This window comes from Anatilimnocola floriformis, assembly GCF_024256385.1.
GTDB classification, from domain to species: Bacteria; Planctomycetota; Planctomycetia; order Pirellulales; family Pirellulaceae; genus Anatilimnocola; species Anatilimnocola floriformis.
Window position 1 is genome coordinate 271,030 of the sequence record NZ_JAMLFW010000002.1, and the last position, 24,061, is coordinate 295,090.

General features: G+C 59.0%; 23 protein-coding genes. 6 read left to right on the plus strand and 17 right to left on the minus strand.

All coding sequences use genetic code 11. The features are described from left to right. The 4 genes from aroF to M9Q49_RS25805 form a co-directional block, all read right to left on the minus strand. Nucleotides 1–1,035, minus strand: a complete 1,035-nt coding sequence (aroF, locus tag M9Q49_RS25790) for a 3-deoxy-7-phosphoheptulonate synthase (protein ID WP_254512171.1) — start codon at nucleotides 1,033–1,035, stop codon at nucleotides 1–3. A 158-nt stretch (nucleotides 1,036–1,193) separates the two neighbouring features. Continuing rightward, on the minus strand, nucleotides 1,194–1,391 hold the full coding sequence (rpsU, locus tag M9Q49_RS25795; RefSeq protein WP_254512172.1) for a 30S ribosomal protein S21: 198 nt from the start codon (nucleotides 1,389–1,391) through the stop codon (nucleotides 1,194–1,196). A gap of 214 nt (nucleotides 1,392–1,605) precedes the next feature. Then, nucleotides 1,606–2,205, minus strand: a complete 600-nt coding sequence (locus M9Q49_RS25800; protein WP_254512173.1) for a DUF6580 family putative transport protein — start codon at nucleotides 2,203–2,205, stop codon at nucleotides 1,606–1,608. 83 nt (nucleotides 2,206–2,288) lie between these two features. Next, entirely contained in the window at nucleotides 2,289–2,672 is a 384-nt protein-coding gene (locus M9Q49_RS25805) for a DUF4430 domain-containing protein (RefSeq protein WP_254512174.1), read from the minus strand. Nucleotides 2,673–2,747: 75 nt separating this feature from the next. Here M9Q49_RS25805 and M9Q49_RS25810 point away from each other — a divergent pair, with 75 nt between their 5' ends. The 3 genes from M9Q49_RS25810 (at nucleotide 2,748) to M9Q49_RS25820 (ending at nucleotide 6,690) form a co-directional block, all read left to right on the plus strand. After that, on the plus strand, nucleotides 2,748–4,868 hold the full coding sequence (locus tag M9Q49_RS25810; protein ID WP_254512175.1) for a 3-hydroxyacyl-CoA dehydrogenase NAD-binding domain-containing protein: 2,121 nt from the start codon (nucleotides 2,748–2,750) through the stop codon (nucleotides 4,866–4,868). Nucleotides 4,869–4,957: 89 nt separating this feature from the next. After that, nucleotides 4,958–6,112: a thiolase family protein gene (locus tag M9Q49_RS25815; protein WP_254512176.1), complete on the plus strand. Its 1,155-nt coding sequence runs from the start codon at nucleotides 4,958–4,960 to the stop codon at nucleotides 6,110–6,112. Between the two features lie 62 nt (nucleotides 6,113–6,174). After that, a complete protein-coding gene (locus M9Q49_RS25820; protein ID WP_254512177.1) occupies nucleotides 6,175–6,690 on the plus strand; it encodes a YhcH/YjgK/YiaL family protein in 516 nt (171 codons plus the stop codon). A gap of 15 nt (nucleotides 6,691–6,705) precedes the next feature. Here the strand turns inward: M9Q49_RS25820 and M9Q49_RS25825 are convergent, their stop codons facing one another. The 8 genes from M9Q49_RS25825 to hisF form a co-directional block, all read right to left on the minus strand. Beyond that, on the minus strand, nucleotides 6,706–7,092 hold the full coding sequence (locus M9Q49_RS25825) for a hypothetical protein (protein WP_254512178.1): 387 nt from the start codon (nucleotides 7,090–7,092) through the stop codon (nucleotides 6,706–6,708). A gap of 196 nt (nucleotides 7,093–7,288) precedes the next feature. Continuing rightward, nucleotides 7,289–7,684: a hypothetical protein gene (locus M9Q49_RS25830; RefSeq protein ID WP_254512179.1), complete on the minus strand. Its 396-nt coding sequence runs from the start codon at nucleotides 7,682–7,684 to the stop codon at nucleotides 7,289–7,291. Nucleotides 7,685–7,728: 44 nt separating this feature from the next. Next, nucleotides 7,729–8,721 carry a DUF1559 domain-containing protein gene (locus M9Q49_RS25835; RefSeq protein ID WP_254512180.1) on the minus strand — a complete coding sequence of 331 codons (993 nt, stop codon included), beginning with the start codon at nucleotides 8,719–8,721 and terminating at the stop codon, nucleotides 7,729–7,731. Between the two features lie 345 nt (nucleotides 8,722–9,066). Next, nucleotides 9,067–9,762 (minus strand): hypothetical protein, encoded by a 696-nt coding sequence (locus M9Q49_RS25840; RefSeq protein WP_254512181.1) that lies wholly within the window; start codon nucleotides 9,760–9,762, stop codon nucleotides 9,067–9,069. A gap of 40 nt (nucleotides 9,763–9,802) precedes the next feature. After that, on the minus strand, nucleotides 9,803–10,435 hold the full coding sequence (locus tag M9Q49_RS25845; protein WP_254512182.1) for a hypothetical protein: 633 nt from the start codon (nucleotides 10,433–10,435) through the stop codon (nucleotides 9,803–9,805). A gap of 91 nt (nucleotides 10,436–10,526) precedes the next feature. Beyond that, on the minus strand, nucleotides 10,527–12,350 hold the full coding sequence (locus tag M9Q49_RS25850; protein WP_254512183.1) for an ATPase, T2SS/T4P/T4SS family: 1,824 nt from the start codon (nucleotides 12,348–12,350) through the stop codon (nucleotides 10,527–10,529). Further along, the gene (locus tag M9Q49_RS25855; protein ID WP_390844980.1) at nucleotides 12,350–13,540 is read right to left on the minus strand and encodes a type IV pilus twitching motility protein PilT; all 1,191 of its coding nucleotides are present in this window, start codon (nucleotides 13,538–13,540) and stop codon (nucleotides 12,350–12,352) included. The genes M9Q49_RS25850 and M9Q49_RS25855 overlap by 1 nt, the downstream gene beginning before the upstream one ends. A gap of 64 nt (nucleotides 13,541–13,604) precedes the next feature. Beyond that, on the minus strand, nucleotides 13,605–14,450 hold the full coding sequence (gene hisF, locus M9Q49_RS25860) for an imidazole glycerol phosphate synthase subunit HisF (RefSeq protein ID WP_254512184.1): 846 nt from the start codon (nucleotides 14,448–14,450) through the stop codon (nucleotides 13,605–13,607). 362 nt (nucleotides 14,451–14,812) lie between these two features. Here hisF and M9Q49_RS25865 point away from each other — a divergent pair, with 362 nt between their 5' ends. Next, entirely contained in the window at nucleotides 14,813–15,265 is a 453-nt protein-coding gene (locus M9Q49_RS25865) for a hypothetical protein (protein ID WP_254512185.1), read from the plus strand. Nucleotides 15,266–15,321: 56 nt separating this feature from the next. Further along, nucleotides 15,322–15,945 carry an SIS domain-containing protein gene (locus tag M9Q49_RS25870; RefSeq protein WP_254512186.1) on the plus strand — a complete coding sequence of 208 codons (624 nt, stop codon included), beginning with the start codon at nucleotides 15,322–15,324 and terminating at the stop codon, nucleotides 15,943–15,945. 226 nt (nucleotides 15,946–16,171) lie between these two features. Here M9Q49_RS25870 and M9Q49_RS25875 read toward each other — a convergent pair whose 3' ends face one another. Continuing rightward, nucleotides 16,172–16,723: an RDD family protein gene (locus M9Q49_RS25875; RefSeq protein ID WP_254512187.1), complete on the minus strand. Its 552-nt coding sequence runs from the start codon at nucleotides 16,721–16,723 to the stop codon at nucleotides 16,172–16,174. Nucleotides 16,724–16,843: 120 nt separating this feature from the next. Between M9Q49_RS25875 and M9Q49_RS25880 the strand changes: the two genes are divergently transcribed. After that, on the plus strand, nucleotides 16,844–19,114 hold the full coding sequence (locus M9Q49_RS25880) for a hypothetical protein (RefSeq protein ID WP_254512188.1): 2,271 nt from the start codon (nucleotides 16,844–16,846) through the stop codon (nucleotides 19,112–19,114). A gap of 12 nt (nucleotides 19,115–19,126) precedes the next feature. Here the strand turns inward: M9Q49_RS25880 and M9Q49_RS25885 are convergent, their stop codons facing one another. The 4 genes from M9Q49_RS25885 to M9Q49_RS25900 form a co-directional block, all read right to left on the minus strand. Continuing rightward, entirely contained in the window at nucleotides 19,127–19,549 is a 423-nt protein-coding gene (locus M9Q49_RS25885) for a hypothetical protein (protein ID WP_254512189.1), read from the minus strand. 83 nt (nucleotides 19,550–19,632) lie between these two features. Beyond that, nucleotides 19,633–21,258 (minus strand): chaperonin GroEL, encoded by a 1,626-nt coding sequence (gene groL, locus M9Q49_RS25890; protein ID WP_254512190.1) that lies wholly within the window; start codon nucleotides 21,256–21,258, stop codon nucleotides 19,633–19,635. A gap of 103 nt (nucleotides 21,259–21,361) precedes the next feature. Beyond that, entirely contained in the window at nucleotides 21,362–21,709 is a 348-nt protein-coding gene (locus M9Q49_RS25895; protein WP_254512191.1) for a co-chaperone GroES, read from the minus strand. A gap of 354 nt (nucleotides 21,710–22,063) precedes the next feature. Next, a complete protein-coding gene (locus tag M9Q49_RS25900) occupies nucleotides 22,064–23,914 on the minus strand; it encodes an outer membrane protein assembly factor BamB family protein (protein ID WP_254512192.1) in 1,851 nt (616 codons plus the stop codon). Nucleotides 23,915–24,061: the final 147 nt, after the last annotated feature.

Here is a 24,061-nt window from a genome sequence, read left to right on the forward strand (position 1 = left end):
TTAATTTTCTTGGGGCCGGGTCGAGATCGTTTTGCCAAACAACTCGGCCAATTTACGAATTTGAACAGCAAGCTCTGCATACTGCCGCGGGAGGAGAGCCTGCGGACCATCGGACTTGGCTTTTTCGGGGCAGTCGTGCACTTCGATATGCACGCCATCGGCGCCGACGGCGACACCCGCCAGAGCACACGGCGGAATCAGATCAGGCCGGCCGGTTGCATGACTCGGATCGACAATGATCGGCAAGTGCGACAAACCCTTGACGACGGCGACCGCGGCCACGTCGTATAGATTGCGGGTGACCTTATCAAAGCCCTTCACACCGCGCTCGCACAGCACAACCTGGTTGTTGCCTTGCGAGAGGATGTATTCGGCGCTCATCAGCAAGTCTTCGATCGTCGCGCTCATGCCGCGCTTCAGCAACACCGGCTTGCGGGTCTTGCCCACTTCGGTGAGGAGCACGAAGTTCTGCATGTTCCGCGCGCCGATCTGGATCATGTCGGCGTATTGATCGACGACCTCGACGCAGCGTGGATCCATCACTTCGGTGACCACGGGCATGCCGTGCGCGTCACCAGCCGCGCGGAGAATCTTCAAGCCTTCTTCGCCCGAGCCTTGGTAGGCGTAAGGGCTGGTGCGCGGCTTGTAAGCACCACCACGATAGATATTTGCGCCGGCCTTCTTCACCGCGGCGGCGATGTTCATCATCCGCTCGGGTTCTTCAACGGCGCAGGGCCCGGCGATCATGGCGAGATTACCGCCACCGATCTTCACGCCCGCGACATCGACGATGCTGGCCTGCGGATGAGCTTCGCGGCTGGCGAGCTTATACGGCGGCAGCACGGGCATGACGTCCATCACGCCTGGAATGGCGCGGAGCGGTTCCGAGCCGAGCTTTTGCTCGTCGCCGATCACGCCGATGATGGTGCGATACGTGCCGCGGCTGAGGTGGGCTCGCATGCCGAGGGCTTCGACCCGCTCGATCACATGCTGAATCTGATCTTCGGTGACGTCGGATTTGAGAATGATGATCACTGTATCACCTTGGGGAACCAGTCACCTTGAGAAACAACTCCACCTGATAACAGGTAGACAACCACGATATCTCGCCCAGGGACAATACTGGCGAGCAGCGTGAAAACAACGTTCCCCCGCCAGTTGAACGCGAGCGGGGGAATATCCTGAGAGACAGGCTAGGTGCCTGGCATGAGCTTGCTGCGGCGGGCGCGGCGTTCGGCGCGAAGACGCGACCGACGGCGGATTTCGCTCGGCTTTTCGTAATATTCGCGGCGGCGCATTTCCTTCTTAATGCCACTGCGTTCGACCAACTTACGGAAGCGGCGGACGGCTTCCTGAATGCTCTCACGGTCGCGAACAACAAGCTTAACCATCGTGCCTCCCAAACGAACTCATCATGGCCGATTTCTCCGTTGGACTTTGAATCAAGAAATGCGGGTAGGGAAAAAGTGAAGCCCGTAAGTCTACCGGATTATCGGCCTGAGTGTCCAGGCATGATCGCAGCTAGCTCGAGAAGATTTTCAGGCTGCAGCGACATTTATCGCAACTCATTCAGCCCAAACGGTTTAATCCTGCGAAAACGCCCGCTTAGACCGAGATAGCTTTGCCTTCGGCGGCGGTTTCATGGAGCCAACCTGCGCTCACGGCCAGGGCATAGCTGCCGAAGAGGCCGACCGCAAAGAAGAGATCGCCGCAGAGCGTATTGCGGAAGAACGGCAGCCCCCGCTGATACGACGTCACCAAGCCATCGACCGTATGAGGATACAAATCGCTCCACGGGAACCAGGCAAAGTTCGTCACCAGAAAGAACAGGACCGACGAAACCAGACTGCAGCCGATGAGGGCACCGACGCTCAGAGCCAAGCTGCCAGTCGACGAAGTCCGTTCGATCTTCAGCACTCGTCGCAGCACCAGGCTCCAGGCGATGGGCAGCGTGAGCATGAAATAAACGACCAGCATCATTTGCCATTCGTGACCGCCGAGCACGGCGTCGCTGGCCAGCATCGAAACCCACGGCGCGAGGAGTGCAAGAATTGTCCGCTGAAAGAAATAGCCAGCAAACAGCGAAATGGCCGCGATCGGCGCAAAGTTCGGCATCTCCGGCCCGAGAACGATCCGCACACCCGCGCCGAGCGTGATGAGGGCAGCCAGGACCAACAGTTCGACAGCGAGCGACCGCTTATTCATTTCAACTGACCTTTTAAATCTTCGAGCGATGCGAAGTGGCTGAATTCGCCAGAATTCAGCTACTTCCGGCAGGCGAGGTAATTTTAGCGATTTTTTCCAAACTTCCACAAGAGCTTATCACCAGCCTGCACGTCAAAGATCGCACAGCTCCGGTCGCCCAGCGTTCCATTTACTTGAAAGGTCCAGTTGCTGCCGACCCCTTCGTTGGCCTTGTCATCGATGGCCGATACAAACAACGCCGCGCCGCTGCCGCGATGCTTCAGCTTGATTCCCCGCGGATGCTTTTCGGCTGCCTGCAGCACATCGAACACCGTCTGCTTTTCTTTCCAATCAATCGCAGAAAACGTCTTCTGCACGCCATCGCCGTAATCAATGGTCAGCTGAACGGTTTTATCAGCCGGCTCTTGCGCAACTGCGAAACCGCAGCCTAGCGCCAACAACAGCGCCAGTAAAACTCGTCGTCCCATCGTCTGAACTCCCCATCTCCCCATCACTCGCACTCCCCAGTAGATTGCCAGCAGCACCCTAACCAAAGGCCCAACGTGTCCGCCGCTATCTCTCTGACCTTCCCCCAGCCGCAGGTCGCGCTGCTGAGCTTCGATCTGCCCGGCAAGAGCGCGAACGTGCTGTCGCACGCGGTGACCGACGAACTGGCCGCCCATCTGCAAACGCTCCGCGGCCGGGCCGATTTGCAAGGAGTCATTCTAACTTCGGCCAAGCCGGGAACGTTCATCGCCGGCGCGGATATTCGAGAATTTGTCGGCTTGATGGATTCGCCAGGCCAAATCGCCGAACTCTGTCGTCGTGGCCAAGGCATTCTCAGTCAATTGTCGGAGCTCCCCGCCGTCACGATCGCTGCCATCGATGGCGTGTGCCTCGGTGGTGGACTCGAGTTGGCCCTAGCCTGCGATCGGCGCATCGTGGCCGATCAGCCGAAGACCCAACTCGGCTTGCCCGAAGTGAAACTCGGTTTGATTCCCGGCTGGGGCGGTTGTGCGCGACTGCCGCGACTCGTGGGTTTGCCGACCGCGGTCGAAATGATCACGTCGGGCAATTCTCTGCCGGCTGCCACTGCCGTAACGGCTGGCCTTGCCGATGAGAGCGCAGCGAGCGATCAGTTGCTGCCTGCTGCACTGAAAATGGCCCAGCGCGAACAGGCTTCGAAAAGCTACTTGGCAGATCGCGTCCGCCGCAGCGGTGCTGCACTCTTCAGCGCGACCGAACTAGATTTCCTCCGCTTCACCACGGCGGCGAAGCTCGTGCCCGAAGCGAAACATCAACCGGCAGCGCTCACCGCGATTAACCTGCTAGTCGACACCGCGAGCACGGACCTGGCCGTCGCACTCGCGCGAGAGACCGTTGCCTTCGGCGAGCTTTTCGGCTCGCCCGCCAATCGCGCGCTCGTACACGTTTTCTTTCTGCAGGACTACAACAAGCACGACAAGCATGTCGCAGCGAAACCGCGCACGATCGAAAGCGTGAGCGTGCTTGGCGCGGGTATCATGGGCATCGGCATCGCGGCTTCGGCGCTGAAGGCCGGTCTGCAAGTTCGCCTCGGTGATGCGAACGCTGCCGTTCTCGCGAAGGCAGCAGAAGATGTCGTGCTCGAAGCAGCGTACAACCCCGCAATCAAGGCCGCCGATCCCGCGCGAGTGCCACAACTGGCCGCGCGATTGAGCGCAGTCACTACCGATGCGGAACTCGCGGCCAGCGATGCGGTCATCGAAGCCATCATCGAAAACCTCGACATCAAACTGACCGTGCTGCGACGCCTCAAAGCACTTCTCGGCCCCGATGCATTTCTCGCCTCGAATACTTCTTCGATTCCGATCACGAAGATTGCCGCTGGACTTGCGCAACCGGAGCGGATCTGCGGGATGCACTTCTTCAATCCCGTGAAGCGGATGAAGCTCGTCGAAGTCGTGCGCGGCGAACAGACGAGCGACGAAACAATCGCCACTGCCATCGCGCTCGGCCGCAAAATGGGGAAGATGCCGGTCGTCGTGAAAGATGGCCCGGGCTTCCTCGTGAATCGTTTACTCTCGCCTTATCTCAATGAAGCCATCGAACTGCTGCACGACGGCCACACGCCGCGCGAAGTCGATGACGCTGCGATCGAGTACGGCATGCCGCTTGGGCCGCTCGCGCTCTACGATCTCGTCGGCCTCGACACGGCGTTCTACGCCGGCCGCACCATGTTCGAAGCCTGGCCCGATCGCGTGCGGGCATCGCCGCTACTGCCGCAACTCATCAAGCGCGGCCGACTCGGGCGCAAAAACGGCATGGGCTTTTATGCCTACGCCCAGCCAACGAGCGAACCCGCCGATGATCCCGCCGCTGCCGAAATCCTGGCCAAATACGTCCGCACGGAAGAGCGACTCGATTCACAACAAATTCAGGATCGCCTGCTGCTGCCGATGCTCCTCGAAGCCTGTCGCGTGCTCGAAGAAGGCCGCGTGCACGATGCCCGCGACATCGACCTCGGCGTGATTTTCGGGCTCGGTTTTCCTGCCTTCCGCGGTGGCATCCTTCACTGGGCGCAGCAAGTGGGCGGCGGCGAAATTCTTCGCAAACTAGAACCCTGGCGCAAGCGTGGTGGCCGCTACGAACCGCCACAACTGCTGCTCGACTGGGCCGCCGGCAAACGAACGCTAACCGCGTAACTGTGTTCTTTCTCCCTCGCCTCGGTACTCCGGGGAGAGGGTTGGGGTGAGGGGCCGAAGCGCAATCAGACCTAGGTTTCACAACAATCATGTTGAACGGAACTCGAGCAGCCGTCATCGCCGCCGGAGCCCGCACTCCCTTTGCCCGCGCGCACGCTGAAAAAGGTTGGCTGCGCAACATCCGCGCCGATGAACTCGCAGCACATTGCATTCGCACGCTCCTCACGCAGCAAAACCTCGATCCAGAAATCATCGACGACGTGATCGTCGGCTGCGCATTGCAGACCGGTGAAATGTCCCTCAACGCCGCGCGACAGATCGCGCTGCTGGCCGGTTTGCCGGTCACGTGCCCCGCGGTCACGGTCAATCGACTTTGCGGCAGCAGCTTGCAGGCGCTTCATCAAGCCGTGCATGCCATCGAAGCCGGGCATGCCGATGTGCAACTCGTCGTCGGCGTCGAGAAGATGACTGGCCAAACGCCGCCGCCGAGCGATTTGCTGCATCCGCAACTTGCGCAAGTCACTTCTCCAGCCGCGATGTCGATGGGACTGACGGCGGAGTTTCTCGCGCAGCGGTACAACATCTCACGCGCCGATCAAGATGCTTTCGCGGCGCGCAGTCATCAACTGGCAGCAGCCACGAACGATCCTTTCGTGATCCCCATTTCAGGACACAACGAACACGGCGAGCGGATTCTCATCGATCGCGATCAAACCGTGCGCGCGGATACCAACATCGCGGCGCTGTCGCGACTCCCCGCTGCGTTCGTCAAAGGCGGTACGGTTACCGCAGGCAATAGCAGCCCTCGCAATGATGGGGCTGCTGCATTACTCGTGATGTCTCGTGAAACGGCAAGCGAGCTAGGATTGCCCGAGCTGGCGATCGTTCGCGGCACCGCGGTGGCGGGCATTACACCCAGTGAGATGGGCCTCGGTCCGGTTCCCGCGATCAAAAAATTGCTGCAGCGTGCCAAGCTCTCGCTCAGCAACATCGACGCGATCGAACTCAACGAAGCCTTCGCCGCCCAAGCGCTCGCTTGCATTCGCCAGGCGGAACTCGATCCCGAAAAAGTGAATCGCCGCGGCGGCGCGATTGCCATCGGCCATCCTCTCGGCGCCAGCGGCGTGCGACTTATCTTGTCGTTGCTTCAATCACTGCAAACAACCGACACTACTTTCGGTCTCGCCGCGATGTGCATTGGCATGGGGCAAGGGATCGCGACGCTGCTCGAGCGGACTGAATAGGAAGCAGACAGCGGAATTGCGTTACAATCGCGGGCAACCATCATCACTCAGCGACAAATCCTATGATTCTCGACCACCTCTCCCGCGCAGAACTTTACTTCGGCCTTGGTCCTCGTTTTCAAAAGGCGTTTGAGTTCTTGCGCTCGACCGATCTCTTGAAGCTCACGCTCGGCAAACACGAGATCGAGGGAGACAAGGTTTTTGCCCTGGTGCAGGACTATACGCCGAAGTCGCGGATGCTAGGAAAGTTCGAAGCCCATGAACGCTACTGGGATGTACAGTTCGTGGCCCGCGGTGCGGAGAGAATGGGCTGGGCAGCGCGGCCGAGGATGACCGTGAGCGAGGCTTATGATCCGGCGCGAGAAGTTATGTTCTTCGCGAGTTCGCCGTACAGCGGAATCGGCGATATGTTTTTGGTAGCCGAGGGTTTCTTTACTGTTTTCGGACCGCAAGACGCGCACATGCCGGGCGTATCGATTGCCGAGAACCCGGAATGCGATTCACCGTTCTCATCCTACCTTGGCGGACCTGCAAATCTCAGCGTCCGCAAGGTAGTGGTAAAAGTCGATCCCGCCTGAGCGGCGCACGATCAACTAGGGAGTGATGGCTCGCCAAGTATTCAGCACTGGCTGACCAGGGTAATAAACTTGGCGAGTGCCATAGATGCTACGGCCATTGCGGGCGACAACCACCGGAGCCGCATAGACTGGAGCGGCGACGACCGGCGCGGGAGCGTAGTAGCTCGAATAGGCCGGGCTGTAATAGCTGGCCTGAGCCACGGGAGCCGCGTAGACCGGGCCCGGAGCATAGTAGGCTGCTCGCCGCGGTGCTACGACAACCGGCGCTGCATAGTAAGCCGGGGCAACCACCGGAGCCGCTGGTGCGTAATAGCTGGAATAAGGTGCATAAACATATTGAGCGCTGGCGGTCGAGGCCAAGCCAGCGAGCAATACTACGGCTGACAAAACAAACGTCTTCATGAGCAGGACTCCTCTCAAGAACTGGGTTCCACGTACTCCCATTCTACGCACGCAACTCGTGCGCCGCGAGGGTCAGGCTTTTGCCCGAAATCGCCGCTGAAACCTCGGGCCTGTAGCCCACTTCAGCGATGCCAGCAGACCCCATTGTCGCTGGACAGTTGGTACTTCTTGGCGATTTGGCTTTTCGCCGATTCGGCTACTTTGTCAGCTCAATTTCGAGCGAGTTCTTGCCCGCAGTAATATCAACCGTTTCGTTCTTCGGACGAAGCCCCGCGAACGGCGAGAGAGGGGCGCCCTGACCAGGCTGCAACTCAACGCCGGCCGGTACTTCCAAAACCGGCGCTGAGTAGATCACTCGATTCTGACCTGCAGTAACGCCGCCGGCTGCGCTACCGGGGGTCATGCTGAACGAACCGTTGCTGTGCAGGTCGGCAGCAGCAGGCTTACCTTCACCGGCTTGCGGCAGGAGCGTGATCGATCCGCCGGTCACTGGCTGACCTTGGAACGTAACCTTACCGGAAACGGAATTGGACTTGGAACCGCAGCCGGTGAGGATCAACAGCGCGAGCAGCACGAATGATGAACGGAGCATGGTAAACCCGATAAGTTAAATGAAGTCAGCCGAATCAGCGTCAATTACGGCAGCAGATCCGATTCGCCGCCGTAGCGAGTGCCGGCCGCGCGCCACACCGTGGTGCTGACGCTTTCGTTGATGAACCGCACCGATGCATCGCCCAAGCTGAGCATGGCGCCGCCCGGATGCTTGCTGCCGAAGCACATGTTCGATTCGTTGCCGGTCTTGCGGTTGATAAAATACGCTGTGTCGATAAACCGCAGCATGCCTGCCGAGCCGGCTGAGCCGAGATTGCAGTCGCCATTGTTATTGCCGCCCGGCCAGATCGGAAAGCGTTTATCAGCTGGCGTGGTTTTATTGATGTTCAGCGACTCGCTAATTTCACCAGCCATGATCGTGTTGCTCGTGCCGTCAGTTATGTCGGCCAGGCGCACGACCCACGTATCGGTGTTCTGATTCGAAAGTAGAAACACGCCCTGCTGATACTCGCCCTTAGAATCAGCGGCGGCGCAAGTACTGATTGTGCCCACGGTCGGCCCCATGTTGCCGCAGTAGTTCGTCTTGAAGTAGCCATCGTTGTCTCTTTCCGGCAGCGTATCGGAAGGACAGGTGTAAAAGCCGAGCTTCACCTTCAGGAGGTCGCCGGTTGCGCCGGTGATTTCCGACTTCGGAACCGTATCGATGTTCAACGTCGGCACGCCGTTCGGGCCGCCGCCCATTCCCGGTGGCACCCACATGCCATCTGCGATCATTCGGTTGTACAGATTTCCTTGTTCGACGAACGGTAGGAGCCAAGTCCGCCAGCAGTAACTCTTGTGGTCGTCGTCATGGGTGCCAACTGGCAGTTTGTTGTAGGTGTCGTGAAAGTTGTGGGCGGCCAAGCCGATCTGCTTCATGTTGTTCGAGCATTGCGTGCGGCGAGCAGCTTCGCGCGCGGCCTGCACGGCGGGCAAAAGCAACGCCACCAACACACCGATGATCGCAATTACCACTAGCAATTCCACGAGGGTGAAGCCTTGCCGCAAGCTCTTCCGCACAGCGCATGAACGTTTCATCGCAATTCCTTGATGTTTCGCGATTTGCGCGCAACGGCATCCCAAACGCCGGGCGGCGATTTTTCGCGATAGCCGTCTGTTCCGCAGCGGCTGATGAGAAGTGGAGAGGTCCGAACCAGCAGAGCTATCGAAATGCTCTTAACTAGCTCTTCATTTCGATACTAAGAATGCGAACAAAAAAAATCCACTGGAGTGCGAGCGAATTGCACTTCGGCTTCCCGCAAAGCTACGCATGCGGACAAATTGTCCGATTACATTCGCGTAATCCGCAAAATTGGCACGCTATGGCCTGCGGCAAGAGCGCAGAGATCACAGCATCGAAACCCGGGGGTTTACTGCGCCGGTTTACGGCGCGGGCGAACTCACGCTGATCGAAGAAATTTGCCAATCGCTTCCCGGAGCATCGGGATGGCTGTCGCGCTTGGCCGTGATCCAAACCGAGCCGCTGGGGGTGGGAATCTGCCCAGAAGTCGCCTCGTAACGCAAAGTTACATAGTCCGAGGTGCCATCGATGGTGTGGTTCAGCACTTCGGCCATCTGCAGCTCGATCTTACCTTGCTGCCCAGCGAGGTATTTTACTGGCTCAAGGCTGCGAAAGGTCTGCAGGTCGCGGCCCGCTTCGGCTTGAGCTTCGTAGAACGCATCGAGATTGGCTTCGTCGGTCTGCCGCCGCGCGGCGGCCGTTTGAATCTGGTGAGCCGCGGGGATCTTCCCGGCCAGAATGAGCTTCAGATAATCGTCTGCCAGTTGTTTGGCTTCGGCCGTGATTTGAAGCTCGCGGCTCATGCGCTGCGAAACGGCCCAGGCAAAGAAGAGCGCGGCAGAGCACACGCCGATAACGGCAGCCGTCTGGCCCACGTACCGTGGGTCGAGTTGGCGCAGCTGCCGAAAGGCGACGATGCCCAGCGGGATGGTGGCGAGCGGCACCCACCACAGCAACGGGCCGACGAGCGCCAGGGGCGCTGCCAGACCAACAATGAGCGTGGCCACCGCCCAGAAGCTGATGGCGCGATACTGCGTCAGTTCGGGTTCGCTCTGCATGATCCGTGCTGTTGATGGAGGGCTGTTCACGAGACAAATGCTAGGGAGTCATGCCTTCGAGCTTGGCATACTCTTTTCGTCGCCAGGCATATTTGAGCAAAAATTCTCCCTGCGGATCAAATGTCTCGACGTTCAGCTGCGCATCGTTGGGATGCGTGGGCAACGACGAGAACTTGCCGCGGGACAAATAGCCGCGCGAGTTCTGCTGCATGAACCCGAGCCACATCCGGTCGGGAGCGAAACCGAGAAACGTGGGCTCCATCGGATTAGTCCAAGCACCCAGCGGCGTGGCACTATTGAGCGGCGCCATGTGGAGCGAGAACGCCACGAAGCAAACCATCAGCCAGCCGCACCACAGAGCGAGGATGGAACGTCCCGCCATTTCGACGGGCAGAATGAACTTCACATGCGTCTTCGACAGGGCATCGGTGATGCCTCGGAACGCGCCGAAGAAAGCCAGGAACAATACCCACAGCGAAACCGCATCCAGAAAATACGTTCCCGAGGGGAAGTACGAATCGGCCAGTGCGGCCACCGGCTCGAAAAAGTTGGTAGCCATCAGCATGGCCAGAATCAAGCTGATGAGCGTGAGGGCATTGCTCCACAAGCCGTGCATCCACAACACGCCGGCAGTCAGCGCGAAGACGGTGAATAGGACTAATAACATGTACATGATTGGTTCAGCTTTGTAGCCACGCTCGCCAGAGCGTGGGATGAATCGAGCGTACCTGACCCACGCTCTGGCGAGCGTGGCTACAAATTCACTATTTCAAAACGCGTTGCACTTCAGGAATCGATGTAATGCCCAGCGCCACCAGCAAGATGGCTTCTTCTTGCAGCGAACGATTGCCTGCCTGACGAGCGACTTGCTTGATGACTTCCAGCTTCGGTTGCTGAACGAGCGCTTGCTTGACGCGATCGTCGAGCACCAGCATTTCGAAAATCGCCGTCCGGCCGAAGTAGCCAATGCCGCGGCACTTGGGGCAGGTGGGCGGAATTTCGTGCTTCTTCATCGTCGCCAGTTGTTCCGGCGTCGGCGGCTGATATTCGCGGTAGATCTTCTCGACGCGGCCCGGCGGAATGCCCAACTTTTGCGCCATGGCGGGTTCCAGCGGAATGGCTTGCTTGCAGCTGTCGCACAACTTGCGAATCAACCGCGTGAACAGCACCGCCTTCATCTGCTTGGCAAAGCCTGGCATCTCGGGCTTGAGCGCGAGCAATCGCAGCAGGGCATCGGGCGCATCTTTGCCGCGCAGGCTGACAATTCCCAGCCGGTTTTGATCTTCGGCTTGGATCACCAGAATATCGAGCACCGTGCCGCTCTTCACGTGCGGCACGCAGATCACTTCGGGTTGCTTGAGGAGGATTTTGGGCATCACTCCTTCGACCGTCTCACCGGCGGCCAGCACCGTTGGATTGACATTTTCGATATCGGGCTCTTTAGTCGCCGGATCGTCAATCGAGACAAAGTCGCGCAACAGCCGGTCGGTGGCTTTCAATGCGGCGACCCAGTAATTGGTCAAACCATCGCCGGGCATCGACGCAAAGGCCACGATGCCCGTGTTCCCCATGCCCAAGATTTCCTTGAGCTGATCGCGCTGCTTGTCGCGCATGCCGAGGTCTTCGAGCGAGCGAACCACCTTGGTGATGAGCAGGAACGTGACGATCGCTCGTTCGCCGGTCGGCGTGCCTTGCGTCGTGAGTTGCGTGTCGTACTTGCTGCCGCCGTATTCGACCTTGAGTTTGCCGTCCTGCTTGTTGCGGCGATCGGCGGGGTTGAGTCCCGCGACCTTCTTCAGCACGAAGAGCATGAGATCGCCCCAGGCGCGATTCATCGGCTCCTTGTCGTGAATCTTCGGCGAACCGTTGTGCCATACGCCGTCGACGTAGTACTTCACCGCCACGGCTTCGGCGGTGAAATCGAGCATCAGCTTTTCAGCTCGATTTTCGAGCGCGTCGGCGATCAGCTTTTTCGTCGGCACGTAACCGGTCGTTTGCCGCGCTTCGATCATGTTGGCCTGGTTCGCATTGGCATCTTTGCCAACCGCTTGCAGGTCGACCGCAGGGCCGAGTTCCCAGGGCTGCTTTTCCTCGACCGGCCCTTTATTGCCACGGCCGATGTTCTGCAGCGTCCGCTTCAAGTGATCGGGCGTGAGCACCTTGCGCTCGTTGGTCACCTTCTGATTGCGCAGCACAATGTAAGTAATCAGCGGCGCGAGATAAGCCGTTAAAATCAGGAAATATCCGACCAGAAAGATCGGGATGAGCATCGAGACGATGAACACACCCAAAAATGTGAACACCGCGATCGGGTTCCAAACTTCGGCGGGCATGCCGATGCTCTTGCCGAGCTCGTGCGTATCGCGACCCATCCAGTCGGTCGTAAAGGCCCACATAAAAAACGTGATCAGCAGGAACACGACCTTCCAAATGGCCAGGTTGAAACCAGGACCACGGTTGAGTTCGTGCGGACCTGGCAGGCCGGTCACATATTCGGGCGGTTGCGCGTGCGCGAGGCCGACGCCAATCAACACGATCAGCGCAGCTCCGGCACAGGGCAGAGCGCGGGACATCAAGGTGCGAATCATTAAATAATCCCAGGCTGCGACACGTTAATGCCTTTGAGGGCCATCTTCAAAGCGTCCGGGTTGGGAGCCACTTCAAAGGCCGTCGGCCGGTCGATCAAGTTGTCGTCAATCAGTTGCTTCAAACTCATGGTGAAATCTTGCATGCCGTCGGCCGCACCAATGCGGATGGCATCGGCCAGCTTGTTGTCTTGCGACTCGAGCACGATCTTCTTGATGATCGCGTTGAAGAGCATGATCTCGCAGGTCGGCACGCGCGGCACGCCGGGCTTGATGCTTTTCAGCAACTTCTGCGCGACGATCCCCTTCATATTGAAGGCGATGGCCGAACGAATCGCTTTGTGCATCGCTTCGGGGAACAAGTCGAGAATACGACCGATGGTCGACGGAGCCGAGCTGGCGTGGATCGTTCCAAACACCAAGTGGCCCGTTTCGGCGGCGTGAATGGCCGTCATGAACGTTTCTTCATCACGCATTTCGCCCACGAGCATGATGTCGGGATCTTCGCGGACCGCGTGCTTCATGCCGATCTTGAAGTCCTTCACATCGAAGCCCACTTCGCGCTGATTGATCAGCGCCTTGTCTTCGGAAAAGATGAATTCGATCGGGTCCTCGAGCGTCAGAATGTGCACGCGCTCGCGGCGGTTGATGAAGTCCAACATCGATGCGATCGTCGTCGACTTACCAGAACCGGTCACGCCGGCGAGCAGCACCATCCCTTGATCGTAAAAGCACAATTGCTCGATCGACGGCGGCAGAAAGAGACCTTCGAAGTTCGGAATCTTGTTGCTAATACGACGCGCGACCATACCCATGCAGCCGTTCTGCTGCAGCAAGTTCACGCGGAACCGCCACCGCACGCCGTCGACATCGCAGCTGTGCGAAAAGTCGGCGCCGCCTTCATCGTCATAGATGCGACGATTGCGGTCGTTCATCATCGGCACGAGGAGCTTGGCCATTTCGATCCGCTCGATATTCGGATGATTCAGCGGCCGCAGTTCGTTGCGAACACGGATCATCGGCGGCCGACCGACCTTCATGTGCAAGTCGGAGCCCTCGAACTTGACCAGCGCGCGAAAGAACTTGTCGACTTCGAGATCATGCGTCTCGACCGACATTTTTTTGATCAGGTCATCGATCGACGGTGCGGCAGCCGGTGGACCGGAAGGTGCGGGCGTTGGTGAATGGCTCATTTCGAATATCCTCTCTGTTCTGTTCGTTCCGAAGCCTGGCGTTCGCCAAGTCCGTCGTAGCCTGCTACAACCTCACCGGCACTCCGCGCCCGGCCATGATTTCTTTTGTCTGACGAATCGTGTACTCACCGAAGTGGAAGATGCTCGCCGCGAGCGCCGCATCGGCCCGGCCGATGGTGATGGCATCGGCGAGGTGCTCGGGCTTACCCGCGCCGCCGCTGGCCACGACGGGAATCGACACCGCATCGCTCACGGCCCGCGTAATTTCCAAATCGTAGCCGTCCTTAGTGCCGTCGCAATCCATGCTGGTCAGAACGATCTCGCCGGCGCCAAGCGCTTCAACTTCTTTGGCCCACGCGACCGCTTCGAGCCCCGTGGGAGTGCGGCCGCCGTTGATGTGGACTTCCCAGATGCAATCGGAAGCAGGGAGGCGAGAGGCGGGAGACGCGAGGTGAGGGCCTGCATTTCCCCCGTCTCTCGACTCTCGTCTCTCGACTCCTGGCCGCGGCACGCGCTTCGGGTCGATGTTGACCACAATGCACTGATTGCCAAACCGCTTGGCCGCGGCCCGGACAAACTCCGGGTCCTTGCAAGCTGCCGAGTTGATCGAGACCTTATCACTGCCGGCGTTGAGCAGGGCGCGAATGTCTTCCAGCGTGCGAATGCCGCCGCCAACGGTTAGCGGCATGAAGACTTGTTCTGCCGTCCGGCGAACGACATCGAGCATGATGCCGCGCTCTTCATGGCTGGCCGTGATATCGAGGAAGACGAGCTCATCGGCGCCTTCTTGTTCGTAACGGCGGGCCACTTCGACGGGATCGCCGGCGTCGCGCAGCTGCAGGAAGTTCGTTCCCTTTACGACCCGGCCAAGCTTGACATCAAGACAGGGAATGACACGTTTAGCGAGCATGCACGATCGGCTGACTGTAGATTAGCTGGCGAAAAGTGAGCCGCGAGCACTGCCGACAAAGACCCAGGCAGAATCTGGCTCAAAAACCTACTCTAAACACTGACATGGCAAGGGTCAACGCAATGACTCGCGCTGGGCTCCGCGGGTTCGCCGTTTTCCTCGCTGCACACCGGCGGTCACACGCTAACGTAATCTTCAGCTTGGCTCCGCTCTGCCCGACGAACGCTGTGGAGTGCCTGGACAACGACAAGCACTTTTAGCCGCCCGCCGCCTGCTCCCATGGCCTGCGGTCGGCCGCTATCATGACTTCCAGCTTCGCGCTCGGGTTCTTTAACTCCAGGATCCTGGAAGGAAATAACAACATGTCGTTCGACCCCAACAGCCCCAATCCCTACGCTGCTTCGTCGACGCAGCCCACCACTCCGAAAAAATCGAACACGCTGCTGTATGTGCTCCTGGGCGTGGGCGGCGTTTTACTTCTGAGCTGTGCAGGCTGCATCGGACTCGGCGTGTATGGCTTTGGCCAGATCGGCAATGTTCTCACCCCAAAGATCCAGCCGCAATTGCAAGCCGACCCGGTCGTGCAAGAGCACATCGGGAACATGACCCAATGTGAGTGGACGATCACGGGCCTGGTTCAGGAAGTGGAAAAGAACAAGGCCCGCCACGCCGGTCGTGATTCGGCGTTCAAAGTGAAGGGGGACAAAGGCGAAGGCTTGGTCGTCGGCAAGTTGGAGCCAAACGGAGAAAATCCACGGCTCATAAATGCCGAGCTGGTTTTACCCAACGGCGAGTTCCACAAGCTATCTCAGTGAGTTTTTAGGGCCGACTTTTATCACGTTCTTTGCTAACCATCTTTGCTTAACCTCCCATGCTCGGCGCCACGCTCGACCTTCCCGCGTATCTCGAACGTCTCCAAACCGAAACCGCCCGCCTCGATCAGGCCGCTCTGCGCAAGATGAGCGACCTGATCTATCAGGCCTGGGAAAACGATCGCTTTGTCTACATCTTCGGCAACGGCGGCAGCGGCACCACCGCGTCGCACATGGCCGAGGATCTGGGCAAGAGCTCGCTCCGTTCGGAAGACCTCAAGGATGAATCAAAGAAGCGGCTGAAGGTCCTCAGCCTGACCGACAACCTCGGCTGGATCATGGCCGTTGGCAACGACGTTTCGTATGACCAGATCTTTGTGCAACAGCTGATGAACTACGGCCGCCCCGGCGACGTCGTGCTCGCCATCAGCGGCAGCGGCAACAGCCCGAACATCCTCACCGCCGTCGATTGGGCCAATCGCCACGGGCTCATCACGTACGGCCTCACCGGCTACGGCGGCGGCAAACTGAAAGCCATGCAACAGCACGGCATCCACGTCGACCTCAACGACATGGGCATGGTGGAAAGCCTGCACCTCTGCGTCTTCCACTGGGTGCTAAACGACGTCTTCGCCCGCATTAACAGCGAAGGCCGTTACGCCAAGAAGTCGTCAGGTGCGTAGCACGAACCCCTTGGTTCGTGCGAGCGGATGGATACCAGTTTTACAACACCTCTGCGCGCTTTCGAGATTCTCTCTAAGCCTAGACCGTGACAAGGCTTGCGCGGAATTTTTGCTCAAATCTGGCATTTTCTCACAACAGTCGGGTTCCGCTCGTTTTTAGAACTTGCGCGTTTATCTCTCTGCTGAAGATAATTCTAGGGAACGAGTTGCGGCCAGTCGCTCGTCCCTAAATCGACAATTGGCCTGCCGAGATCCCACAACAGTTTCGCGACGGTCTAACAACATACGGATAAAACAGCGCCAGCCCGCCCGCAAAGTACCGACTGAACTGCACCGGACCACTGCCAATGGGCTCGGCTTTTACTCTCACGAGGCAAGTTTTGCTGTAGCGATCGCGCAGCGACTGCCGGTCTTCATCGATACCGCTCCAGACCAGATCCCAGGAGATGTAAAACGGCATGATCGCGCGCATCGTGAGCAGAAACAAAGAAGGCCGTTCGCCTCGCAGGTTCACGATTTTGCAGCCCATCAACCAATAGCCCGGCGTGCGAAATCGCGACCGTTTTAGCGGCACTTCAAACACCCAAATAAAAACGATCGCCAGGAGCGAATACAGGGGTGGAAAGATCAGCTGCGACACCATCCCGACCATTATCAGGCCGATCGTCAACGCCAGGCCATCGACTAGCAAGATCACAATCCGCGGCCAAAAGCCGATGTAGTCGCCGGGCGCATAAAACACGCCGTCGCCAAGAGAACGATCGACATAGGCAGGCATGCTAGTCTCGTCGTTGAACTTACGAAGTTGACCTCGCGATTATACATACAATCTATTTGCTTAGCATTTCGTGATGATTGCAGGTAGATTGCACCTCAGGGCTATCGGCGAGAGCTATTCATGCGAACGATGCTAGTTGGGCAGTGCGGCCGCCTAGTGCTCGCCTTTCTGGGGATTCTCCCGGCGATTTGCGCCGCGCAGCAAACAGCTCCTACGATTGTTTGTCCAGCCTTGAGTGACGAGGACCGGACGAGTAGCCGGCCGGTGGCGCTGATGGTGCACGGCACGCTGCAGCCGGCCGCGGCGGGAACTGGCCTGGAATTGCGCGTCCACGAAGTGTTGTTCGGTAACGATCCGGGGCCGGTCATTCCTTTTCCCAAGTTGAGCGAGTTGCTCGAGCGCGGTGAGCCTGGTTTTTCGGAACGGGGATTCTCGAAGCAGCAGCCAAGTGGCGTGTTCAGTTTGCAGAGCACGCTCGACAGCAAGCAGTTGGGCTTTGGTTTTGATCGCTACGCGCACAGGCATCAGTTTCTGCCACCGGAAGAGCTGGCTACGGCGCGGGTGATTGCGACAGTTCGCCTGGACCGGCTGGTGCTGGGCTCGCGCGCGATCGTCGTCGCCAGGCCCCGCGATCCGCCGGACGGCAAAATCGCGAACGCGGGCCCGCTCAGCGTTATTCCGCAATGGACTCCGGTGAAGGAGACCGATGCTCCTCCCGAAATCGCTAGCCGAAAGCAAACGATCGTCGTCGAGCGCATCCTCTCGGGTGGCCTGGAACCCGGGCAAGAAATCAAGACGACCTTGGCCGCCAAAAGCTCCCCCGTACCGCTGAGTGGAGCGGGGCCGTTCATCTATTTCATCATGGACAACAAGCTGGGCGTGCATGACCTCGCCGCCGTCTGGGATCTTGCGCGCGAGCCGCAAGTTGTCGCGGCGCTCGCTCGGCGGGAACAATATCCGCGGTCGCGCGAAACTGTCGCGGGCCAAAAAATCGATTGCCGCGAAGTGCAATTTATGGGAACGCCGGCCGAGGCAATTGCCCTGCTCGGCTCGTCGTCTAACATCGCGCGCCGGTTAGCCAACGCCCGTTTGCTGAACGGACAAGCCGATATCAAAGCAGAGGTCATTCGCGCGATCGAATCGCATCTGCTGAGCGATGATTGGGATGTCGCCGATCCTTACTTTCAGCAATGGCGTTTGCTGCGGATTCTACAGTTGCTCGAAGGCGAAGAACCGCTCGAACATATTCGCCTCGCTGACTTGATGCTCGAGCGCGCCTTTGCGGGTGATTCGTTTCCGCAGCCCGTTTCCGCCAAGGTTGCGCGGGCTGTGGTACAGCCGCAACAGGAACCCAGCGACCCGTATGCAAAATTCGACGCAGGCCAAAATCACAGTCTGGCCTGGCTGCTCCTCGCGCTTCCTCCCGAGCAAGTTGCCTCGCGATATTTGGACCGCTTGAAGCGCTTGCGCGAGATGGCTTCATATGGCTGGGGGCAAGAGGCGCAAGGCATTATCGATCGACAACAGTTGAACGACTACGTCGCCTTGCCCGCTGCGCTCGCGCGGACCGAGCACTTGAAACCGCTGGCAACGTGGAAGTCCTCCGAAATAAAATTGACGCAACACGACCTGCGCGAGCTCCGCTTCGCGCCGAACAATCGCACGCTGGGCCTCCGCTCCGAGCGCGACGAACGGCTGATTTGGGATTCGACCACCGGTCAACTCGAGCAGCACACCAAGCCGGTGCGCGAGTACCAACAGCCGGTCCCTGCGAATGGAGCCGCTCGCAACACCACGTTCGCAACCGCGGAGAATGGCGAACGCTGGACGTTTAAGAAGATGGGCTTCGAACCAGCCCATGGCCGATACAAACAAGATTATGTCCCCAGGTCTGCCTGGATCGAGGTTCAGGCGAATGCCCCCACCGAGACAGGGGCGCGGATTCAAACCAAGGTGCCCATGCGGCCGTCCGAATCCAATCCCCTCTGCGGCTTGGTGCCGGGGGGCAAGTTCATTCACTTGCGAACCAACATCTACGACGGCCGCAATCTGCAGTTGATTTCGGCTGCCGACGTGCTGGGAGGCGTGACTTGCATTCAATTCAGCGCGACCGGCGACCGCTTCGCCATCTGCGCCCAGGGCGCGCCTGTGTCGCAAGTTTTTTTCCCACGCTCGATCGATCCCGATGAAACGTTCTTTCGTTCCCAGCCTGATTGGCGCAGGCTATCACCCGCCAAGATCATCCGCGTACACGACACGCAAACCGGCGACACGCTATTCGCCGTGAAGTCGCCCTACGACGTCACGCACATCGCCCTCTCCCCCGACGGCAACCGCGTCGCGGCGATGAGCAAAGACCTGGAGCTTTCGGTTTGGCAGTTGGTGAAGTAGTGAGTCTGCCACTCACCACTGCAGTCCTGGATTCAACTGTCGATAGATCGTCCGATACTCATCAGCTGCTGAACCCAAATGTTCATCGATTGAACCAGGAACAATTGAGTACTCATCGCCGAACCGTTGCACGCGCGCGAGCCAAGCGTCGATGGATGGCCCCAAGTAGATAATGTTTTCGATCCAGGCTGGATTGGGATGAATCGGCCCCGCGACATCCGGGCCATGCATGTAGAGTGCAGTACCCACATGCAAAGGTGAGTTATCTGTAACGATGATTTGATCACCCCAGCGCGAACTGGCAATCCAGGTGTATCGCAACTCGCGCCATTCCGGGAGATTCTCGATGTAATCGTCCCAAAAGTAGGCACCGCTGGTGCGCCATTCATTCCGTGGGAAAAGCTCGAAAACGAGATCATCTTCACGGGACTTCATCAAATTGTCTCCATACGCAAAAAAGGCCCGCGAACTTCATTCGCGGGCCTTCGATTTTCTTCAACGGATACTAAGCAAATCGCTTAGTACATGTCGTGGTCGCCGCCGTGACCCTTCTTCTTGCCGTGGTCGTCTTTCGGCTTTTCGGCGATCAGGGCGTCGCTGGTGAGGAGCAGCGTGGCCACGCTCGCGGCGTTGGCCAGAGCGGTGCGGGTCACCTTCGTCGGGTCGATCACGCCGGCCTTGACCAGGTCTTCGTAGACGTTGGTCAGGGCGTTGTAGCCTTGGTTGCCCTTGCTTTCGACGACGCGTTCGCACACGATGCCGCCGTCTTGGCCGGCGTTGGTGGCGATCATCATCAGCGGAGCGCGGCAAGCACGCAGCACGATGTTGTAGCCGACGAGTTCATCGGTGGCCAAATCATCGCCGGCCTTCACTTGCGAAGCAGCGCGGAGCAGAGCCACACCACCGCCCGGCAGGATGCCTTCTTGAACTGCAGCGCGGGTGGCGTGCAGGGCGTCTTCGACGCGAGCCTTCTTTTCCTTGACTTCGCTTTCGGTCGCACCGCCAACGTTGACCTTGGCAACACCGCCCGAGAGCTTGGCCAGGCGTTCTTCCAGCTTTTCGCGATCGTAATCGCTGGTGCTGTTGCCGATTTCGCGGCGGATCTGATCGATGCGGGCCTTGATGTCGTCGCTCTTGCCGGCGCCTTCGATGATCGTCGTGTTGTCCTTGTCGATGATCACCTTCTTGGCACGGCCGAGGTCCGTGATCGGCAGGTTTTCGAGCTTCACGCCGAGGGCTTCGAAGATCGGCTGAGCACCGGTGAGGATGGCCACGTCTTCGAGCATCGCCTTACGACGATCGCCGTAACCGGGGGCCTTCACGGCGGCGATCTGGAACGTGCCACGGAGGCGATTGATGACGAGCGTCGCGAGGGCTTCGCCTTCGACGTCTTCAGCAATGATCAACAGCGGGCGGCCTTGCTGCACGACTTGTTCGAGAACCGGGATCAGTTCCTTGATGTTCGTGAGCTTCTTTTCGTACACGAGGATGTAGGGGTTCTCGAGAACCGCTTGCATCGTGTTCGGATCGGTCACGAAGTAAGGAGACAAGTAACCACGGTCGAACTGCATGCCCTCGACCCATTCGGTCTCGGTCTGCAGGCTCTTGCCTTCGTCGACGGTGATGACGCCGTCCTTGCCGACCTTTTCCATCGCATCGGCGAGGAGCTTGCCGATTTCGCGATCGTTGTTGGCGGCGATCGAGGCCACATTGGCCATCTCGCTCTTTTCCTTGATCTTGATCGAAGCCTTTTGCAGCTTCTCGGTGATGTCGGCCACGGCCTTTTCGATGCCGATCTTGAGCTGCACCGGATTTACACCAGCGACGACGGCCTTCAGGCCTTCGTTGAAGATGGCTTCGGCCAGCACGGTGGCGGTGGTGGTGCCGTCGCCGGCGACGTCGCTGGTCTTGCTCGCGACTTCGCGAACCATGCGAGCGCCCATGTTTTCATAGACGTCTTCCAGGTCGATTTCCTTGGCCACAGTCACGCCGTCCTTGGTGACGGTCGGGCTGCCAAAGCTCCGTTGGACGATGACGTTGCGGCCCTTGGGACCGAGGGTCGTCTTCACGGCCTTGGCCAGCTTGGCAACACCGCGGCGGATAGCTTCGCGGGCTTCCTGATCAAAAGCGATAATCTTGGGCATTGAGAAACTCCAGTAGGATAGGCTTCTAGCCTGTCCGGAAAATGTGCGGGTGTATTGGTAGAAATGAGGCAGGGCGGACAGGCTGGAAGCCTATCCTACGGAACTAGTCTTCCAGAACGGCCAGGATGTCTTCTTCGCGCATCAGCAACAATTCGTCGTCACCAACCTTGAAATTCTCACCGGCCCAAGCCGTGAAGATGACGCGATCGCCAACCTTGACTTGCAGCGCGCCACGCGAGCCGTTGTCGAGCAACTTGCCGTTGCCAACGCTTACGACCACGCCACGCTGGGGCTTTTCCTTGGCAGCGTCCGGCAGCAAGATGCCGCCCGCGGTCTTCGATTCGCCGGCGTCGCGCTCCACCACCACGCGGTCGCCCAGCGGTTGCAGCTTCAGTTGGGCGGGGGCCTTCTTCTTGTCTTTCGTCGCAGTGTCTTTGGTCGCGGCAGCCATTGCTCAAAATCTCCGAATCAATCGTAAGGGAAGACGTATCGGTGAGAATGACAGTCGCCGGCAAACCTTTGCAGCGAGGACGCTGGAAAGGTACAGGCAGACTGCCAGAATTTCGCGGAAAGCGGATAGACCGCGACAGTTAAGCAAAGTGCGCGCCAGATCGCACTTATTTCACGTAACATATTTCACTGCTGGCACTTACAGACTTCTGTCCGAAAAGCCTGGCGCTCCCCAGCAGCGAATTTGGCAGCGACGATCCGGAGGGGAAGATGCCGGCTGTCAGTTTGACAAAGGCAGGAGGGAGCCTCGTCCGTCCGCCTTTTCCCCAGCTTCCAGTCTCTAGCCCCTGCCATCTCACTTCGCCCGCACGTCATACACCCGCAGGCTTTCCTGGTCCCGGATATACATCCGGCCGCCAGTGACGATCGGGTGAGCCCAGGCGGGTTTGCCATGACCATCGAGCTTAAACTTGCCGTGCTCGACGTACTTTTCGGTGTTCACTTCGGCCAGGGCCAGTTCGTGTCCTTCGCCAAGGAGATAGAGCATGCCATCGGCGACGCAGAGCGAGCCCTTGCCACTGGCCCGGTTTTGCCAGGCGATGTCGCCGGTCGCGAAGTTCATGCAGATCAGCGCGCCACCGCCGTTGCTGTACATGAAGTCGCCGACCTTCACGATGCCGCCGTGATGGCAAGCCATTTTCTTCTCGAAGTACACCTCTTCGGCTTGCTGCGTGCTCCCCGCCGAAGTGACCTTGGTCAGGCCGCCACCCGTACCGTACGAACTCGAGGCAAACACCAGGTTGCCATCGATGATCGGCGAGCAGCAGTTGGCCGTGCCGTTGGCCGGCGCGGCGTAACTCCAGAGCGGCTTGCCTTCATTCAGCGTCACGCCGAAGACGCTCTTATTGGCGAACTGCACGATCTGCCGCACGCCGTCGATGGTCGCCACTTCCGGCGATGAATAGTGCGCGCCCTCGGTCACGCCACCACTCTGCCAGATGACTTTGCCGGTGAATTTGTTGAGCGTCAGCAGCGTGCCACCCTTGCCGCCGGGCGTGACGACGACCATGTCGTCGACAATCAGCGGCGATTCGGAATAGCCCCAGCCGGGCGTGCCGCCGCCGAAATCAGCTCGCAGATTGACGTGCCAGATCGTCTTGCCGGTCGCGGCTTCGAGGCAAGCGACGTCGCCATTGCCACCCTCGACATACACGCGATCGCCGTCGACCGTCGGCGTGCCGCGCGGGCCATCGCCCATGCCATTGCGATAACCACCGATCGCGCCGCGGAGCTCTTCTGCCGACAACTCGCCGTCGCCAGCGATCTTGTTTTTCACGTAATAAGCGGTCAATTCTGCAGCCGAAATCACGCCATCGCGGCCCGCTTCGAATTTGATGAACGCCGCCGTCAGTTCTTCGGCCGAGAGGAGATCGCCACCCTTTTGAGTGGCCGGATCCTTCACTTCGATTCGCCCAAAGTGCCGCTCCAGAGCGCTCCCTTTCACTTCATCCTTCGACAGCCGACCGTCGCCGTCCTTATCGAGCGCTTTCAAATGTTCCGCAGTTCGAGCTGTGGCGATGGCATTTTCATCGGCCCCTTTGACCTGAGAATCGATTCGTTCAAACGTATCGCGCAGGGCGTTGCCCGCTTCGGCGTATGTCAGCTGACCGTCGTTGTTCTTGTCGAGTTCCTTCAGCAGTGCCGCCGAGCGTTTGGCGGCAATGGCTTCGAGGTCGCCGCCGGTGGCCCGATCGTATTTGTTCCAATCCCAGCCGAACTTGGCGATGGCTTCGAGTTCGTCGATCTTGCCATCCTTGTTGCGATCGAGTTGCTTCACCTCATTGTCGAGCTTCGTCGTCAGCACGGCAGCGACGGGAGCGGGCTGCACCTGCCACAAGGTTTTGCCATCCTTCGCATCGAGACACATGATGTGCTCGACGCCATTGATATCCCCCTGCGTATAAATCCGGCCACCCTTGATGGCGATCGACGAATAACCGACGCCCACCGTATCGACCTGCCACAGCAGCGGCGGACCATCCTTGGGCCATTCTTTCAGCAGCCCTTTGTCGAGGCTAATGCCATCGCGATTCGGCCCGCGCCACTGCGGCCAATCGCCGGCGGCGTAGGGAACCTGCGCCATTGCGGGAGCAAACGACAAACCAAGAGCGAGCAGTGCCAACGAAGAGCGGAAGAGGCGTTTCATGCGAACAAATCTCCGGGCGGGGTAAGGCTGGCTGGGAGCTGAAGGGTAGGCAGTTGAATTGTGCGGATCAGGCAACGGCGATGCAAGCGAGAATCGTTGCAATCGGCAAAAAGAGAACCAGCCGAGAGTGGGGAAGAATTTGTAGTA

What these genes read in the sequence shown, in the direction of transcription:
- rpsU (WP_254512172.1), bottom strand. Translation starts at nt 1,391, where the DNA reads ATGGTTAAGCTTGTTGTTCGCGACCGTGAGAGCATTCAGGAAGCCGTC.
- M9Q49_RS25800 (WP_254512173.1), bottom strand. Translation starts at nt 2,205, where the DNA reads ATGAATAAGCGGTCGCTCGCTGTCGAACTGTTGGTCCTGGCTGCCCTC.
- M9Q49_RS25805 (WP_254512174.1), bottom strand. Translation starts at nt 2,672, where the DNA reads ATGGGACGACGAGTTTTACTGGCGCTGTTGTTGGCGCTAGGCTGCGGT.
- M9Q49_RS25815 (WP_254512176.1), top strand. Translation starts at nt 4,958, where the DNA reads ATGTTGAACGGAACTCGAGCAGCCGTCATCGCCGCCGGAGCCCGCACT.
- M9Q49_RS25820 (WP_254512177.1), top strand. Translation starts at nt 6,175, where the DNA reads ATGATTCTCGACCACCTCTCCCGCGCAGAACTTTACTTCGGCCTTGGT.
- M9Q49_RS25825 (WP_254512178.1), bottom strand. Translation starts at nt 7,092, where the DNA reads ATGAAGACGTTTGTTTTGTCAGCCGTAGTATTGCTCGCTGGCTTGGCC.
- M9Q49_RS25830 (WP_254512179.1), bottom strand. Translation starts at nt 7,684, where the DNA reads ATGCTCCGTTCATCATTCGTGCTGCTCGCGCTGTTGATCCTCACCGGC.
- M9Q49_RS25835 (WP_254512180.1), bottom strand. Translation starts at nt 8,721, where the DNA reads ATGAAACGTTCATGCGCTGTGCGGAAGAGCTTGCGGCAAGGCTTCACC.
- M9Q49_RS25840 (WP_254512181.1), bottom strand. Translation starts at nt 9,762, where the DNA reads ATGCAGAGCGAACCCGAACTGACGCAGTATCGCGCCATCAGCTTCTGG.
- M9Q49_RS25845 (WP_254512182.1), bottom strand. Translation starts at nt 10,435, where the DNA reads ATGTACATGTTATTAGTCCTATTCACCGTCTTCGCGCTGACTGCCGGC.
- M9Q49_RS25850 (WP_254512183.1), bottom strand. Translation starts at nt 12,350, where the DNA reads ATGATTCGCACCTTGATGTCCCGCGCTCTGCCCTGTGCCGGAGCTGCG.
- M9Q49_RS25855 (WP_390844980.1), bottom strand. Translation starts at nt 13,540, where the DNA reads ATGAGCCATTCACCAACGCCCGCACCTTCCGGTCCACCGGCTGCCGCA.
- hisF (WP_254512184.1), bottom strand. Translation starts at nt 14,450, where the DNA reads ATGCTCGCTAAACGTGTCATTCCCTGTCTTGATGTCAAGCTTGGCCGG.
- M9Q49_RS25865 (WP_254512185.1), top strand. Translation starts at nt 14,813, where the DNA reads ATGTCGTTCGACCCCAACAGCCCCAATCCCTACGCTGCTTCGTCGACG.
- M9Q49_RS25870 (WP_254512186.1), top strand. Translation starts at nt 15,322, where the DNA reads ATGCTCGGCGCCACGCTCGACCTTCCCGCGTATCTCGAACGTCTCCAA.
- M9Q49_RS25875 (WP_254512187.1), bottom strand. Translation starts at nt 16,723, where the DNA reads ATGCCTGCCTATGTCGATCGTTCTCTTGGCGACGGCGTGTTTTATGCG.
- M9Q49_RS25880 (WP_254512188.1), top strand. Translation starts at nt 16,844, where the DNA reads ATGCGAACGATGCTAGTTGGGCAGTGCGGCCGCCTAGTGCTCGCCTTT.
- M9Q49_RS25885 (WP_254512189.1), bottom strand. Translation starts at nt 19,549, where the DNA reads ATGAAGTCCCGTGAAGATGATCTCGTTTTCGAGCTTTTCCCACGGAAT.
- groL (WP_254512190.1), bottom strand. Translation starts at nt 21,258, where the DNA reads ATGCCCAAGATTATCGCTTTTGATCAGGAAGCCCGCGAAGCTATCCGC.
- M9Q49_RS25895 (WP_254512191.1), bottom strand. Translation starts at nt 21,709, where the DNA reads ATGGCTGCCGCGACCAAAGACACTGCGACGAAAGACAAGAAGAAGGCC.
- M9Q49_RS25900 (WP_254512192.1), bottom strand. Translation starts at nt 23,914, where the DNA reads ATGAAACGCCTCTTCCGCTCTTCGTTGGCACTGCTCGCTCTTGGTTTG.